We start from the raw sequence: 15,488 nt of genomic DNA on the forward strand, positions 1-15,488 counted from the left end.
TCAGCGCTCCATCAACTCCTTCAGCGTCTTCAGATCCCGCATGACATGCGCGGCATCGGCCGCGAATTGCTCTGCCTCCATGTCCGGTAGCTGGAGCAGGGTGAACATGACCTCGCAACCATCGCCGTTCGGCACGATGCGCAACGCATTGTAGACCTGCAGATCAGATTCCAGCGTTACCCAGTGGTCGATGACACCAAAGTCATTGCGAGGCGAGAACCGAACCCGGGCAGTGCCGAGCGTGCCTTCGGCGATCCAATCATTGCCATCCTGCGTCAGCCCGGATGCCAGACCTGAGGCCCAGAAAGGCATGTTTTCCGGACGGCTGGCGTAGTTGTAGACCTCCCTCCAGTCGCGATCGATGGAGATATGTACGATCTTTGCATTCATGGTCGACATGGTGTTTTCCTCCTCTATATCACCATCAAGGGACTGAGACCTGCGGAACAAGCCAGAGTTTGCACGCGAATGAATCGCCAATTCGGCAACATTGTTGCACAGTCCTGCAAAGGGAACGATTCACGGCTTTCGGAGGCTTGCCGTTTTCCGCCCGGAGTGCAACAACAGCCCCAACGCAGGGCTGCAGCCTGTCGCGCCGAGCGTCGGCGGCATTGCGTCACATCGGATGTTGCTGCGTCTTCAGGGTGGGCTGGGCGCGGTGAACCGTTCATTGGAGGATTGTCGTGGAAAAGGCAGAAATCGGGCTGATCGGTCTCGCGGTAATGGGATCGAATCTGGCGCTCAACATCGCTGAAAAAGGCAACAAGATTGCAGTGTTCAACCGTACTCCTCAAGTAACGGATGAATTTTACGCGAATGCGGGCGCACTCAAGGACAAGATCATTCCCTGCAAGACGATCGAGGAGTTCGTCGAGGCAATCCGTCCGCCACGGCCGATCATCATCATGATCAAGGCCGGCGAGCCGGTCGACCAGCAGATGGCGGCGCTACAGCCCTATCTGGACAAGGGCGACATCATGATCGACGCCGGCAATGCTAATTTCCGCGACACGATCGCCCGCTTTGACCGCCTCAAGGATACCGGCCTGACCTTCATCGGCATGGGCGTGTCCGGCGGCGAGGAAGGCGCGCGTCACGGCCCCTCCATCATGGTCGGCGGCACGGAAGAGTCCTACAAGCGCGTCGAGAAGGTGCTGACTTCGATTGCGGCGAAGTACAATAACGATCCGTGTGTTGCTTGGCTCGGCAATGACGGCGCCGGTCACTTCGTCAAGACGATCCACAATGGCATCGAATATGCCGATATGCAGATGATTGCCGAAATCTACGGCATTCTGCGCGACGGCCTCGGCAAGAGCGCGGCCGAGATCAGCTCGATCTTCGGCGAATGGAACAAGGGCCGCCTCAATTCCTATCTCATCGAGATCACCGAGAAGGTTCTTGCCGCGAAGGATCCCGCAACCGGCAGTGCCATGCCTGATGTCATTCTCGACAAAGCCGGCCAGAAGGGCACAGGCAAGTGGTCGGTTATCGAAGCTCAGAACATGGGCATTCCTGCAACCGCCATCGAAGCCGCCGTTGCCGCCCGCAGCCTCTCGGCCATCAAGAGCCAGCGCGAGGCCGCCGAGAAGATCTTCGGCACGCCGGACTACAAGTTCCCGATCGCCTTCGGCCCCGACCTCTTGAAAGATCTGGAACTGGCGCTTTTTGCTGCAAAGATCGGCGCCTACGCGCAGGGCTTTGCCGTCATGGCCGAGGCTTCGAAGGAGTTCAACTGGTCGCTGCCGATGCCCGTCATCGCCAAGATATGGCGCGCCGGCTGCATCATCCGCTCGCAGTTCCTCGATGAGATCACCAGCGCTTTCACGAAGACGCCGGATGCGGCGAATCTGATCGTCACGCCCGCCTTTGCAGAAATGGTCAAGGAATCGATCCCGTCGCTGCGCCGAATCGTTTCGGCTGCGACGGCTGCCGGCCTGCCGGTTCCGGCGCTTGCTTCGGCTCTGACCTATTTCGACGCGTATCGCCAGGCGCGCGGCACCGCCAACCTGATCCAGGCTCAGCGCGACTTCTTCGGCGCTCACGGCTTCGACCGTGTCGACGGCAAGGATATTCACCACGGCCCATGGGGCAGTGGTGGTACAGCCTGATAGAGCAGTCGGATACGATGATCAAAAGGCCTGCCGGTGAAACCCTGCAGGCCTTTTCCTTATCAGCCGTTTGACCAGACGGGCGGGCTGATGCTTTGCAGAAGCTCGGGTTCCACGCCGTCGATGCGCGCGATGACCGCCTTGGCGAGCTCGCGGCCGGCATGACGAAAGTCTTCCGACGCCGCAATGATATCGGGCCTGATCCAGCTCAAGACATCGGTCGATTGCTTGGCGACCATGTCGATGTCACGCCCGAGACGAAAACCAGCGGCCTCGATTCCGGCATTGACGGCAATGGCGCCGCCGCTGCTGGAGCAGATGAAACCATCGGGTGCATGCGGAGAGCGCATCAGTGCTTCGACCGTGTCCTTGATATCGGCAAGGGTGTTGTCCGTGGTAATCCCGAGCGGGATCTCTTCCGCACCATATTGACGCAAACCCGCCTGGAAGCCGATGCGGGTATGCGAATAGTAGGTCAGCTTGCTGGAGGGCTGCAGAAGCGCCAAGCGACGCCGTCCTTTGGCGACCAGCGCCTGCACGGCTTCGTGCGTGAAGGCTTCGTTGTCGAAATCATGGAAGGGATGCACGATGCCCATATCCGTCCGTCCATGCGTGGAAAAAGGCATGCCACGATCATGCATGAGCGCGACGCGCGGATCGTTGGGTTCGGTGCGCGATATGATGACGCCGTCAGCCGAGCCAGTATCCAGGATGTAGCGGATCGGAACCAGCGAGTCCTTGCTAAGCGAATGCGGCGTGATGACCAGATGATATTGAGTCCCGGCCAGAACCTCGGAAATGCCGAAGACGATCTGGCTGGTAAAGCCCATGATGTCTTCGTGCATGCTTAGGACCAAGGCGATAACATTGGTCTTTCCGGTCCTGAGACGTACGCCGGCGCGATTGGGATGATATCCCAATTGCCGCGCGACCATGCGCACCCGCTGCTTGGTCTCGGCGCCGATGTCAGGAGCATCTTTCAAGGCGCGAGAGACGGTGGTTATCCCAAGCCCGGTCATAAAGGCGATCGTCTTGAGCGTCGGCCGTTCATGTGTAGACTGCGCTGTGCTGCTGCCGGAAATCTTCTTACTGTCCATATCCTGCAATGCTGCCTCCCGCGACCGACCGCTTATAGTGCCCGCAGCAGCGCCGCAAGCATATTTGTGATGTGGTCACTCCTTCCTCGTCTCGAAAATCTGTAACGATACAGTGAAAAAGTCGAGCACTTTTTCTCATGTCGAGAAAACTAATATATGCGACGGTTTAATCCGCATCCTTTTTCCAAAATTTGCAGATGTTCGACAAGGTTTCAGGTGTTTGGCTGATAATGTCAAAAATAAATAAATATAATCAGCAACTTAAATCTTCCAGACCTTTGCGAATGGTGGGATGAATGGCAGGCGTTTTGGCTTATTCGAAAGAAGGTATATAATTCGAGGTGCTATATTTGAGCCTGCTGAAAAAATTTGTGAGCGAGCGGTTGCGCGTTGAAAATGATTCGACTACGTTTTTCCGGCAACGTTTCAGTGAGGGAGGAGAACTCATGAATATTCGTTTGATGGCCGCTGTGCTGGCCGCTTCAGTTGCATTGCCGCTTGGTGCGGCCAAGGCAACTGATCTTGAGGTAACGCATTGGTGGACTTCCGGTGGTGAAGCTGCCGCCGTGGCGGAATTGGCAAAGGCGTTCGACGCGACCGGTAATCATTGGGTCGATGGTGCGATCGCCGGCTCGGGCGGCACTGCTCGTCCGATCATGATCAGCCGCATCACCGGCGGCGATCCCATGGGTGCCACCCAGTTCAACCACGGTCGTCAGGCCGAGGAGTTGGTGCAGGCTGGCCTGATGCGCGATCTGACCGACGTCGCGACGCAGGAGCATTGGAAGGACATCATCCGTCCGTCGAGCCTGCTTGATTCCTGCACGATCAACGGCAAGATCTATTGCGCTCCCGTCAATATCCATTCCTGGCAGTGGCTCTGGCTTTCGAATGCTGCTTTCAAGAAGGCCGGTGTTCCGGTTCCGAAGAATTGGGATGAATTCGTTGCCGCCGCTCCTGCGCTGGAAAAGGCAGGCATCGTTCCGCTCGCTGTCGGTGGCCAGCCATGGCAGGCGGCAGGTGCCTTTGACGTTTTGATGGTCGCCATCGCCGGCAAGGATAACTTCGAGAAAGTGTTCAAGGACAAGGATGCGAAAGTCGCTGCGGGACCGGAGATTGCCAAGGTCTTCAAGGCTGCCGATGACGCACGCAAGATGTCCAAAGGCTCCAACGTTCAGGATTGGAACCAGGCCACGAACTTGGTCATCACCGGCAAGGCCGGCGGCCAGATCATGGGAGACTGGGCACAGGGTGAGTTCGCCTTGGCAGGCCAGAAGGCCGGCACGGACTATACCTGCCTTCCCGGCCTCGGTGTCAATGAAGTCATTTCCACAGGCGGCGACGCATTCTACTTCCCGCTGCTGAAGGATGAGGCCAAGTCGAAGGCTCAGGATGCGCTCGCGAAGACGCTTCTCGATCCGAAGACCCAGGTTGCCTTCAACCTGAAGAAGGGTTCGCTGCCGGTACGCGGCGACGTGGACCTCGCAGCAGCCAACGACTGCATGAAGAAGGGCCTGGAAATTCTAAAGAAGGGTAACGTGATCCAGGGCACGGACCAGCTTCTTTCTGCCGACAGCCAAAAGCAGAAAGAAGATCTGTTCTCCGAGTTCTTCGCCAATCCTTCAATGACGCCGGAAGCGGCCCAGAAACGCTTCGTCGAGATCATCGCTGCTGCTGATTGATCTCTATCTTCTCGCTGTAGTGATACCGGCCTCGCGTTGCGGGTCGGTATCACGGCCGGGACATGTCCTGTGATCCGGCTGGCTACGGCGCCCTTAGGCGGCGGACTCACAGGGATGTAACGTTCGGCCGTGGATGAGGAGGGAGCGACAGGAACCGAGATCGGGTCATGGCCCAGAGTTCCTGATCGTCGAAGCAATCGCGCGTTAGAAGGAGCTACAATGACGGGTCATGCGAAAGCCGGCCGGCCAAATCAATTTCTGCGCAATCTGAATTCGAAGATTGCATCCATTCCAATGATCCTAACGGCCGTCGTCATCTTCCTCGGCGGCACGATCTGGACAGTGGTTTATTCCTTCACCAATTCAAAGCTGCTGCCACGTCTCAGCTTCGTCGGGCTGGACCAATACCACCGTTTGTGGGCGGCGCCGCGCTGGGTCGTGTCCATTGAGAATCTTGCCGTTTACGGCATTTTTTCCATGATCTTCAGTCTCGTCATCGGCTTCGTGCTGGCTGCGCTGATGGACCAGAAGATCCGGTTCGAAAACACCTTCCGCACGATTTTTCTTTATCCCTTCGCTCTCTCCTTCATCGTCACCGGCCTCGTCTGGCAGTGGCTGCTTAACCCCGAATTCGGCATCCAGTCCGTTGTGCGTTCGCTCGGTTGGACAAGTTTCACCTTCGATCCGCTCTATACGCCGAGCATCGTTATTTACGGCGTGCTGATTGCAGCTCTTTGGCAGGGAACGGGGCTCGTGATGTGCCTGATGCTCGCAGGCCTGCGCGGCATTGACGAAGATATCTGGAAAGCGGCGCGCGTGGACGGGATTCCGATGTGGCGGACCTATCTTTTCATCGTCATTCCGATGATGCGCCCCGTCTTCATCACCACACTGGTCATCATCGCCAGCGGTATCGTCAAGGTGTACGACCTCGTCGTCGCGCAAACGAGCGGCGGACCTGGCATCGCGTCGGAAGTCCCGGCGAAATACGTCTACGACTACATGTTCCAGGCGCAGAACCTCGGTCAAGGGTTTGCTGCTTCCACCATGATGCTGGTGACCGTCGCGATCATCGTCATCCCCTGGGCTTATCTGGAATTCGGCGGAGGGCGCAAACGTGTCTAATCCTGTTACTCTCAAGAATGTAAACGGCGGTGCCGCCTTGACGGAGAAGACGCTCTCCGGACCAAGTGGCCGCAAGCCGCGGCGGGTGATTTCCGGCCGCAATATCATGCTCTACGGTACGCTCTTCGTCGCCGCGGCCTATTACCTGTTGCCGCTGTATGTAATGATCGTCACGTCGATGAAAGGGATGCCGGAAATCCGGCTCGGCAACATCTTTTCGCCGCCGCTCGAGATCACTTTCGAACCATGGGTGAAAGCCTGGGCAACGGCTTGTACGGGCCTCAATTGTGACGGCCTTTCCCGCGGTTTCTGGAATTCCGTGCGCATCACCGTGCCGTCGACGATCCTGTCGATCGCGATTGCTTCGGTCAACGGCTATGCACTTGCCAATTGGCGATTCAAGGGAGCCGATCTGTTCTTTTCGATCCTGGTGATCGGGGCGTTCATACCCTATCAGGTGATGATCTATCCGATCGTCATCGTGCTACGCGAAATCGGCATCTACGGTACGCTGACCGGACTTATCCTGGTGCACAGCATCTTCGGCATGCCGATCCTGACGCTGTTGTTCCGGAACTATTTTGCATCGCTGCCGGTGGAGCTTTTCAAGGCCGCGCGTATCGATGGCGCCGGCTTCTGGCAGATTTTCCTGCGCATCATGCTGCCCATGTCATTGCCGATCTTCGTCGTTGCCATGATCCTGCAGGTCACAGGCATCTGGAACGACTTCCTGTTCGGCGTCGTCTTCACCAGGCCCGAATATTATCCGATGACCGTCCAGCTCAACAATATCGTCAATTCCGTCCAGGGCGTGAAGGAATACAACGTCAACATGGCGGCAACGATCCTCACCGGTCTTGTTCCACTTATCGTCTATTTCGTGTCCGGGCGGCTCTTCGTCCGCGGCATCGCCGCCGGCGCAGTGAAGGGGTGATCCATGAACAGTAGCGTTTCCATCAAAGACCTCTCGCTCGATTTTGGCGCGGTCACCGTTCTGAAGAACCTCAACCTCGAGATCAATGACGGTGAATTCCTGGTGCTTCTCGGCTCGTCGGGCTGTGGCAAATCGACTTTGTTGAATTGCATTGCCGGCCTGCTCGATATCACCGAGGGGCAGATCTTCATCAAGAACAAGAACGTCACCTGGGAAGAGCCCAAGGATCGCGGCATCGGCATGGTGTTCCAGTCCTATGCCCTCTATCCGCAGATGACGGTCGAGAAGAACCTGTCCTTCGGCCTGCGCGTTGCCAAGGTGCCGCAGGACGAGATCAACAAGCGCATCGCGCGGGCTGCCGAGATCCTGCAGATCCAGCCGCTTCTGAAGCGCAAGCCGGCCGAGCTTTCGGGCGGTCAGCGCCAGCGCGTCGCGATCGGCCGCGCCTTGGTGCGCGACGTCGATGTGTTCTTGTTCGACGAGCCGCTCTCGAACCTCGATGCCAAGCTGCGCTCGGAGCTGCGCGTCGAAATCAAGCGGCTGCATCAGTCGCTGAAGAATACCATGATCTACGTGACCCACGATCAGATCGAGGCGCTGACGCTCGCCGATCGCATCGCGATCATGAAGAACGGCGTCATCATGCAGCTCGACGATCCCACGACGATCTACAATGAGCCGCGCAATCTCTTCGTCGCAGGTTTCATCGGCTCGCCGTCGATGAATTTCCTCAAGGGCGAACTGGTAAACCGCGAAGGCAAGGTCGTGTTCGCGACCAATAACGTGCTGTTTTCTCTCGACGGCTACAAGGCCGGCGAGGCTCTGGAGGTCGGCCGCAAGGTTGTGCTGGGAGTTCGTCCTGAGCATATCAAGGTCAATGAAGCGGCCGCGTTAGGTGCCGAAATTCACGATGCCACGGTCGATATCGAGGAGCCGATGGGCGCCGATAATCTGCTCTGGTTGAAGCATGCCGGTCATACCATGTCGGTTCGCGTCAATGGCGCGAGGCGCTTTGGCCCCGGTTCGGCCGTAAAGCTTGGCTTCGATATGTCTGTCGCATCGCTCTTCGATGCGCAGACAGAACTCAGAATATGATCCCATGCCCGGAGGCGGCTCAGCCGCCTCCTTCTTTACAGCGGTCCGAGGAGGTCCGATGTCTTCTTCCATCAATGATAGCCTCACCGTCGATCTGACGGGATCGTGGAGGCTGACGTCTCCCGACAGTGATCACTCGCTGTCCATGTCTCTGCCCGGTGATGTTCATTCCGCGCTGCATGCGGGGGGGCTTATTCCCGATCCTTATTTTGCGCGGAACGAAGAGGTCGTGCAGTGGGTCGCCAAGCAGGACTGGGAGCTGACGCGCAGCTTCGTACTCGATGATGCCGGCGGAGACTGGTATCTCGATATCGATTATCTCGACACAGTCGCCAGCGTCTACGTCAACGATGCGTTGGTCCTGGAGGGCAATAACTGTTTTCAGCGTTATCGCCCCGACGTCTCGAAGGTGCTGAAGACGGGTACGAACACCATTCGCATCGTCCTGCATTCGAGCATTTCCGCTGGTGCTGCCCTGCAGGCGAAGCAGCCTTTCTACATTCCCTACAGCACCGGCAATTCGCCGATCCCGAACGGTAACATGCTGCGCAAGCCGCAATGCCATTTCGGCTGGGATTGGAACATTGCGATCGCGCCGCTTGGCCTCTATGGCGCCATCGCGCTAAAAAAGCTCGAAATAGCGCGCATCGAAAATGTCGTCACCCAGCAGATTCATAATGACGACGGCTCGGTCGATCTCAAGGTGACGGTGGCGCTATTTGCCAAGGGAACGGGGATCGCACAGCTTTATTTCTCGCTTGATGACGAGCGGGTTCGCCTCGATGTCGGCGTCAACGCCGGCGAGACGTCGATCACCCATTTCTTCCATATCGACAAGCCTAAGCTTTGGTGGCCGGCAGGCAATGGCGAGCAGGCACTCTATGCTTTGTCGGTGGAAACCAATTTCGAAACAGTCACGCGGCAGATCGGCCTGCGCACGGTCGAGTTGATTACCGACGAGGACGAGGCTGGCAGCCGTTTCGCGTTGAAGGTCAACGGTCGCGAGATATTTGCCCGTGGGGCCAATTGGATCCCGGCCGATGCCCTGTTCTCACGCTCCAATCCGGCCGCGACCGAGGATCTGCTGCAATCGGCCGTCGATGCCAATATGAATGCGATCCGTGTATGGGGCGGCGGCTTCTATGAGCATGACTGGTTCTACGACACCTGCGATCGCCTGGGTCTGATGGTGTGGCAGGACTTCATGTTTGCCTGCAATCTCTATCCCTCGACGAGCGACTTCCTGGAGAATGTCGAGGAGGAGGTGGGCTATCAGGTGCGCCGGCTTGCGACGCATCCCTCCATCGTTCTCTGGTGCGGCGACAATGAACTGGTGGGTGCGCTCACCTGGTTCGAGGAATCCCGCAAAGATCGCGACCGCTATCTCGTCTCCTACGATCGCCTGAACAGGACAATCGAGACGGCGATGAAGAAGGCGCTGCCGGATGCGATCTGGTGGCCATCGAGCCCGGCTTCGGGCTATCTCAATTTCGGCGACGCCTGGCACGCCGATGGCTCCGGCGACATGCATTATTGGTCGGTCTGGCACGAGAACAAGTCCTTCGACAATTATCGGTCCGTGCGGCCGCGCTTCTGCTCGGAATTCGGCTTCCAGTCCTATACCTCGCTGCCCGTCATCAAGACCTATGCCGAGGCGAAGGATATGAACATCGCCTCTCCGGTCATGGAACTGCACCAGAAGAATGCCGGCGGTAACGAGCGCATTGCCGGCACGATGTTCCGCTATTTCCGCTTTCCCAAGGATTTCCCGAATTTCGTCTATCTGAGCCAGGTCCAGCAGGGCCTCGCCATCAAGACGGCGGTGGAATATTGGCGATCGCTGAAGCCGCATTGCATGGGCACCATCTACTGGCAGCTCAACGACACCTGGCCGGTGGCCTCCTGGTCGAGCCTCGATTACGGCGGCCGATGGAAGGTGATGCATTATCTGGTCCGGCGCTTCTTTCAGCCTGTATCCGTTGCGGCAATTCCTTCGGACGACAATAAGACGATCCGCTTCTCTCTGGTCAACGATACCAATGCCGATGTGGTGGTCGATATTTCCGTATCGCTGCTTAAGCTTGATGGTGAGCGCGTGCCGCTGACGACGGCGCATGCCGTCTGCACGCCGGATGCCGCCGTCACGGCGTTGTCGATCGATGCGGATCAGGTTCCCACCGATTGTCTGCTGGCGTGGCGCTTCACCGCATCGAACGGCATGGGCGGCGAGGGGCATTATGTTCACGGCACCTACAAGGCGCTTGAGCTTCAGCCCGCCGGCCTGACGGTGCTGCGGGAGGAGAAAGAGGAAAACGGGACCGTGGAACTCACCGTCACCGCAAGGGGACTTGCGCTGTTCGTGATGATCGAGAGCGAGGCGGAAGGGCGTTACTCCGATAATGCCTTCGATCTTGCCGCCGGGGAAAGCCGCCGCGTCGTCTTCACGCCGGCCAAGCCGCTCGCAAGCGGCGTGCCCGAATTCCGCATCTACGATCTGCAATCCAGCCAGTCGGTGGACAGCTAAGCGGCGAACGGCCGGCTGATGGATTGAGCTATTGCGCCGCAGTGGCGGCGCTTTCGGGGCCCCAAGCCCCAAAACAGACGGCCGGAAGGCCATTGGAGGACTATTGATGACGAAACTTGGATTTCAGCTCTACAGCGCTCGCAATTTCCAGCCCTATTCGGAGATCTTCGTAAAGCTCGGCAAGGCCGGCTATGCCGAAGTCGAAGGCTTCGGCGGTATCTATGCCGATCTTGATGAGACCGGCCTCAAGAACCTGCGCGCCGAACTCGACAAGAACGGCTTGCGGATGGCAAGCGGCCATTTCAGCCCGGATTTCCTCGACGGCGAGGTGCAGAAGTCGCTCGCGATCGCCAAGACCCTGGGCATGGATTCGATTTATGCGCCCCATATCGGCGCCGATCAGCGCCCGAAGGATGCCGCCGGCTGGCTCGCCTTCGGCAAGCGCCTGCATGAAATGAGCAAGCCTTACAAGGATGCAGGCTTCGAATTCGGCTGGCACAACCATGATTTCGAATTCGTCAAGCAGGCTGATGGCTCGCTGCCGATCGAGCAGATTTTCGAGGGCGCACCGGATATTTCCTGGGAAGCCGATATCGCCTGGGTCATCCGCGGCGGCGGCGATCCCTTCGCCTGGATCGAAAAGCTTGGTCCGCGCATCACGGCCGTTCACGTCAAGGACATTGCGCCGGCCGGCGAAAACAAGAATGAAGATGGCTGGGCCGATGTCGGGCACGGCACCGTTCCGTGGGCAAAGCTGCTCAGGGCGCTCGCCGGCACCAAGGTCAAGCACTTCGTCGTCGAACATGACAATCCGAGCGATGTCGATCGCCTGATCACGCGCTCCATCGCATCCTTCAAGAGCTTTTGAGGCATTTCCACATGGCTAAGGAACTTGGCGTCGGCATCATCGGATGCGGCAACATTTCAACCACCTATTTCTCGCTCGCACCGCTCTTCAAGGGTCTGAAGGTGCTGGCTTGCGCAGATATCAACATGGATGCGGCGCGGGCGCGCGCCGAGGAATACAAGGTCAAGGCCCAGACCATCGACGAACTGCTCGCCAATGACGAGCTGGACGTCATCGTTAACCTGACCATCCCGGACGCGCATTTCCCGGTTTCCAAGCGCATCCTCGAAGCGGGCAAGCACGTCTACTCCGAAAAGCCGCTCGTGCTGACGCTGGAGCAGGGTGAGGAGCTCCGTCGCATCGCCAAGGAAAAGGGTCTGGCAGTCGGCTGCGCTCCAGACACCTTCCTCGGTGGTGCGCACCAGCTCGCCCGCAAATTCATCGATGACGGCGGTATCGGGCGCGTCACTTCGGGCGCATGCTATGTGATGAGCCCGGGCATGGAAATGTGGCATCCGAACCCGGACTTCTTCTTCCTGCCTGGCGGCGGCCCGATCCTCGATCTCGGCCCTTACTACGTCGCCAACCTCATCAACCTGATCGGACCGGTGAGGCGTGTTGGCGCGATGACCTCCATGGCATCGCCGACCCGCACCATCACCAGCCAGCCGCGCAATGGCGAGATTATTCCGGTGAAGACGCCGACGACGATCCAGGCGCTGCTGGAATTCGTCAGCGGCGCCCGGATCACGCTGACGGCGAGCTGGGATGTCTGGTCGCACCGCCATGCCAATATGGAACTCTACGGCACCGAGGGCTCGCTCTACGTGCCCGATCCGAACTTCTTCGGCGGCACCGTCGAGGCAAGCGGTCGCGACAAGGACATCAAGCCGTTGGAAAACTGGGCGCATCCTTTCGGTGTCGTCAATCAGGAAAGCCCGAACGGCTCGCGTGCCAACTATCGCACGGCCGGTCTCGCCGACATGGCAGCCTCGCTGATCGACGGACGCGATGCCCGTTGCTCGCTCGACCGCACCTTGCATGGCGTCGATGTCATGACCTCGATCCTGAAATCCGGTGAAGAAGGCCGTTTCATCGATCTAACGACCACCTGCACGCAGCCGGCAGCGCTCGGCATCGAAGAGGCTCAGGCGCTCTTGAAGTAAGCGCCTGAAGAGCTAGTTTGCGCGCGGGTGAGCAACCAATCCCGCGCGCTTTTTCATCTCGAAGGAATTCCATCATGGCCTGGCAACCGGCATCCGATCGTTATTCAAAAATGAAATATAACAGGACCGGCCGTTCCGGTCTCAAGCTGCCGGCGGTCTCGCTGGGGCTTTGGCACAATTTCGGCGGCGACACGCCGCATGACCGCAAGGTCGACATGTGCCGCACGGCCTTCGACCTCGGCATCACCCATTTCGATCTCGCCAACAATTACGGACCGCCTCCCGGCAGTGCGGAAACAGCGTTCGGCGAGATCCTGCGCACCGATTTCGCCGGCTTGCGCGACGAGCTTATCATCTCCTCCAAGGCCGGCTACGATATGTGGCCGGGTCCCTATGGCGAGTGGGGCAGCCGCAAATATCTGATCGCTTCTTGCGACCAGAGCCTGAAGCGCATGGGCCTCGACTATGTCGACATCTTCTATTCCCACCGCTTCGACCCGGATACGCCGCTGGAGGAAACCTGCGGCGCGCTCGACCATATCGTCCGCTCGGGCAGGGCACTTTATGTCGGTATTTCCTCCTACAACGCGCAGCGCACGCGCGAGGCTGCGGCTATCCTCAAGGACCTCGGCACGCCATGCCTGATCCATCAGCCGAGCTATTCCATGCTCAACCGCTGGGTCGAGGATGACGGTCTGGTCGATACGCTCGAAGACCTCGGCATCGGATCAATCGTCTTCTCGCCGCTCGCTCAGGGCATGCTCTCGACCAAGTATCTCGGCGGTATTCCGGAAGACAGCCGTGCCGCACAGAACCACTTCCTGAAGCGCGACTTCATCCGCCCGTCGATTATCGACAACATCAGAAAGCTGAACGAGATCGCCGAAAAGCGCGGCCAGACGCTGGCGCAAATGGCGATCGCCTGGGTTCTGCGCGGCGGCCGCATCACGTCGGCTCTGATCGGCGCCAGCCGTTCGTCGCAGATCGTCGATTGCGTCAAGGCGCTTGATAATCTCGACTTCACGGCCGAAGAGCTGAAGCAGATCGATGTCTATGCCAAGGAGGCTGATATCAATCTCTGGGCAAAGTCGGCCGAACGCGATTGATCATCCTAAAACGCCTGGAACTGGTTTCCGGGCGTTTTACCTTATTGCCGCTTGCCATGGTTCCGGAGGAGAGAGTTCATGATCCGCAATCCGATTCTGCCGGGGTTCAATCCCGATCCATCCATCTGCCGCGTGGGCGAAGACTACTATATCGCCACCTCGACATTCGAATGGTATCCGGGCGTGCAGATCCATCATTCGCGCGATCTCGTGAACTGGACCCTGGTCCGACGGCCGCTGGAGCGGGCTTCACAGCTCGACATGCGCGGCGAGCCCGACAGCTGTGGCATCTGGGCGCCTTGCCTCTCCTATGCGGATGGGCTGTTCTGGCTCGTCTATACCGACGTCAAGCGCTATGACGGCAACTTCAAGGACGCCCATAACTACATCGTGACCTCGCCAACCATCGAAGGCGAATGGTCCGAGCCGACCTATGTCAATTCCTCCGGTTTCGATCCATCCCTGTTCCACGACGATGACGGCCGCAAGTGGTTCGTCAACATGCAATGGAACCATCGCACCGAGAGCTATGGCGGCTCGCCGAAGACGCCGGCTTTCGACGGTATCCTGCTGCAGGAATGGGATCCGGCGACGAAATCGTTGAAGGGGCCGATCAGGAACATCTTCGCCGGCACCGAGCTGGGGCTGGTCGAAGGGCCGCATCTCTTCAAGCGGAACGGTTGGTACTATCTGACCACGGCTGAAGGCGGCACGGGTTACGATCATGCCGTGACTATGGCGCGATCCCGCGACATTGCTGGGCCGTACGAACTGCATCCGAACAAGCATTTGATCAGCTCGAAGGATCATCCGGAAGCGGCGCTGCAACGTGCGGGCCATGGCCAGTATGTCGAGACGCATGATAGCCAGTTCTACCATACGCATCTTTGTGGGCGGCCTTTGCCTCCGCATCGTCGCTGTACGCTCGGTCGGGAAACGGCCCTGCAGAAATGCGTGTGGAAAGAGGATGGCTGGCTCTATCTCGAAAACGGCACCAGTGTTCCCGATGTCAATGTCGTAGGCTTGAACGGTGCCGTACCGGTGGATAAGCCGCGCCGTAGCGGTTATAATTTCGACGAAGGCAGACTGCCGATGGATTTTCAGTGGCTGCGCACGCCGCAACCGGAACGCATCTTCAGCGTGACGGAGCGGCCCGGCCATTTGCGGCTTATCGCCCGCGAGAGCATCGGTTCCTGGTTCGAGCAATCGCTCGTTGCCCGCCGCCAGGAACATCACAGTTTCCGCGCTGAAACCGTCGTCGATTTCGAGCCCGACACCTATCAGCAGGTTGCGGGCCTGACGCACTACTACAATCGCTTCAAGCTGCACGCCATTGCCGTGACCCTGCACGAGAAGCTCGGCCGCTGCGTCACTATCATGACCTGCCCGGGCGATTATCCGAATGGCCGCCTGAGTTTTCCGATCGAGGGCGGCGTCGCAGTGCCGGACGGGCGGATCCAGCTTGCCATGGAGGTGCGGAACAACGACCTGCAGTTCTTCTGGCAAGCGGAAGGCATGGGCGCATGGCAGGCGATTGGGCCAGTACTCGATGCCGGCGTCATCTCGGATGAGGGCGGGCGCGGCGAGCACGGTTCCTTCACCGGTGCCTTCGTGGGCATGTTTGCCTTCGACCTCTCAGGCCGGGCAAAGACAGCGGATTTCGACTGGTTCAACTACGATGAACTGTGAGGGGTGATGACTTCCGGCAGCGCGCTGTAAAGCCTGCCGCTGTTCTCACTCTATTACGGAATTGTAATTCGACTGTCAGATGCGTTTCATGTCTGTCACGGTAAGTTCGCGT

The 15,488-nt window shown here is 58.6% G+C and carries 12 protein-coding genes; 10 read left to right on the forward strand and 2 right to left on the reverse strand.

What is annotated here, in order from left to right; translation table 11 throughout:
* Positions 1–399: an SRPBCC family protein gene (locus tag FHT73_RS03865; RefSeq protein ID WP_112606340.1), complete on the reverse strand. Its 399-nt coding sequence runs from the start codon at positions 397–399 to the stop codon at positions 1–3.
* A 284-nt stretch (positions 400–683) separates the two neighbouring features.
* Here FHT73_RS03865 and gndA point away from each other — a divergent pair, with 284 nt between their 5' ends.
* Complete coding sequence (gndA, locus tag FHT73_RS03870) at positions 684–2,111, forward strand: NADP-dependent phosphogluconate dehydrogenase (RefSeq protein ID WP_183709924.1); 1,428 nt, start codon at positions 684–686, stop codon at positions 2,109–2,111.
* A 62-nt stretch (positions 2,112–2,173) separates the two neighbouring features.
* On the opposite strand, the gene FHT73_RS03875 is transcribed toward gndA, so the two are convergent.
* Positions 2,174–3,208: a LacI family transcriptional regulator gene (locus tag FHT73_RS03875; protein WP_183709926.1), complete on the reverse strand. Its 1,035-nt coding sequence runs from the start codon at positions 3,206–3,208 to the stop codon at positions 2,174–2,176.
* Between the two features lie 446 nt (positions 3,209–3,654).
* Between FHT73_RS03875 and FHT73_RS03880 the strand changes: the two genes are divergently transcribed.
* The 9 genes from FHT73_RS03880 (at position 3,655) to FHT73_RS03920 (ending at position 15,376) form a co-directional block, all read left to right on the forward strand.
* Positions 3,655–4,890 (forward strand): ABC transporter substrate-binding protein, encoded by a 1,236-nt coding sequence (locus FHT73_RS03880; RefSeq protein ID WP_112606344.1) that lies wholly within the window; start codon positions 3,655–3,657, stop codon positions 4,888–4,890.
* 219 nt (positions 4,891–5,109) lie between these two features.
* The gene (locus tag FHT73_RS03885; protein WP_183709928.1) at positions 5,110–6,015 is read left to right on the forward strand and encodes a sugar ABC transporter permease; all 906 of its coding nucleotides are present in this window, start codon (positions 5,110–5,112) and stop codon (positions 6,013–6,015) included.
* A 37-nt stretch (positions 6,016–6,052) separates the two neighbouring features.
* Positions 6,053–6,949, forward strand: a complete 897-nt coding sequence (locus FHT73_RS03890) for a carbohydrate ABC transporter permease (RefSeq protein ID WP_210290249.1) — start codon at positions 6,053–6,055, stop codon at positions 6,947–6,949.
* 3 nt (positions 6,950–6,952) lie between these two features.
* The gene (locus FHT73_RS03895; RefSeq protein ID WP_112606348.1) at positions 6,953–8,044 is read left to right on the forward strand and encodes an ABC transporter ATP-binding protein; all 1,092 of its coding nucleotides are present in this window, start codon (positions 6,953–6,955) and stop codon (positions 8,042–8,044) included.
* A 58-nt stretch (positions 8,045–8,102) separates the two neighbouring features.
* Positions 8,103–10,568: a glycoside hydrolase family 2 protein gene (locus FHT73_RS03900; protein WP_183709932.1), complete on the forward strand. Its 2,466-nt coding sequence runs from the start codon at positions 8,103–8,105 to the stop codon at positions 10,566–10,568.
* A 106-nt stretch (positions 10,569–10,674) separates the two neighbouring features.
* Entirely contained in the window at positions 10,675–11,436 is a 762-nt protein-coding gene (locus FHT73_RS03905) for a sugar phosphate isomerase/epimerase (protein ID WP_183709934.1), read from the forward strand.
* Between the two features lie 11 nt (positions 11,437–11,447).
* Positions 11,448–12,581: a Gfo/Idh/MocA family oxidoreductase gene (locus tag FHT73_RS03910; protein WP_183709936.1), complete on the forward strand. Its 1,134-nt coding sequence runs from the start codon at positions 11,448–11,450 to the stop codon at positions 12,579–12,581.
* A gap of 74 nt (positions 12,582–12,655) precedes the next feature.
* Positions 12,656–13,687, forward strand: a complete 1,032-nt coding sequence (gene mgrA / locus FHT73_RS03915; protein ID WP_112398363.1) for an L-glyceraldehyde 3-phosphate reductase — start codon at positions 12,656–12,658, stop codon at positions 13,685–13,687.
* Between the two features lie 78 nt (positions 13,688–13,765).
* Entirely contained in the window at positions 13,766–15,376 is a 1,611-nt protein-coding gene (locus FHT73_RS03920) for a glycoside hydrolase family 43 protein (RefSeq protein WP_183709938.1), read from the forward strand.
* Positions 15,377–15,488: the final 112 nt, after the last annotated feature.

It is taken from the genome of Rhizobium sp. BK098 (assembly GCF_014193155.1).
In the GTDB taxonomy this organism is placed as follows: domain Bacteria; phylum Pseudomonadota; class Alphaproteobacteria; order Rhizobiales; family Rhizobiaceae; genus Rhizobium.

What these genes read in the sequence shown, in the direction of transcription:
- FHT73_RS03910 (WP_183709936.1), top strand. Translation starts at nt 11,448, where the DNA reads ATGGCTAAGGAACTTGGCGTCGGCATCATCGGATGCGGCAACATTTCA.
- mgrA (WP_112398363.1), top strand. Translation starts at nt 12,656, where the DNA reads ATGGCCTGGCAACCGGCATCCGATCGTTATTCAAAAATGAAATATAAC.
- FHT73_RS03895 (WP_112606348.1), top strand. Translation starts at nt 6,953, where the DNA reads ATGAACAGTAGCGTTTCCATCAAAGACCTCTCGCTCGATTTTGGCGCG.
- FHT73_RS03865 (WP_112606340.1), bottom strand. Translation starts at nt 399, where the DNA reads ATGTCGACCATGAATGCAAAGATCGTACATATCTCCATCGATCGCGAC.
- FHT73_RS03920 (WP_183709938.1), top strand. Translation starts at nt 13,766, where the DNA reads ATGATCCGCAATCCGATTCTGCCGGGGTTCAATCCCGATCCATCCATC.
- FHT73_RS03900 (WP_183709932.1), top strand. Translation starts at nt 8,103, where the DNA reads ATGTCTTCTTCCATCAATGATAGCCTCACCGTCGATCTGACGGGATCG.
- FHT73_RS03875 (WP_183709926.1), bottom strand. Translation starts at nt 3,208, where the DNA reads ATGGACAGTAAGAAGATTTCCGGCAGCAGCACAGCGCAGTCTACACAT.
- FHT73_RS03880 (WP_112606344.1), top strand. Translation starts at nt 3,655, where the DNA reads ATGAATATTCGTTTGATGGCCGCTGTGCTGGCCGCTTCAGTTGCATTG.
- FHT73_RS03905 (WP_183709934.1), top strand. Translation starts at nt 10,675, where the DNA reads ATGACGAAACTTGGATTTCAGCTCTACAGCGCTCGCAATTTCCAGCCC.
- FHT73_RS03885 (WP_183709928.1), top strand. Translation starts at nt 5,110, where the DNA reads ATGACGGGTCATGCGAAAGCCGGCCGGCCAAATCAATTTCTGCGCAAT.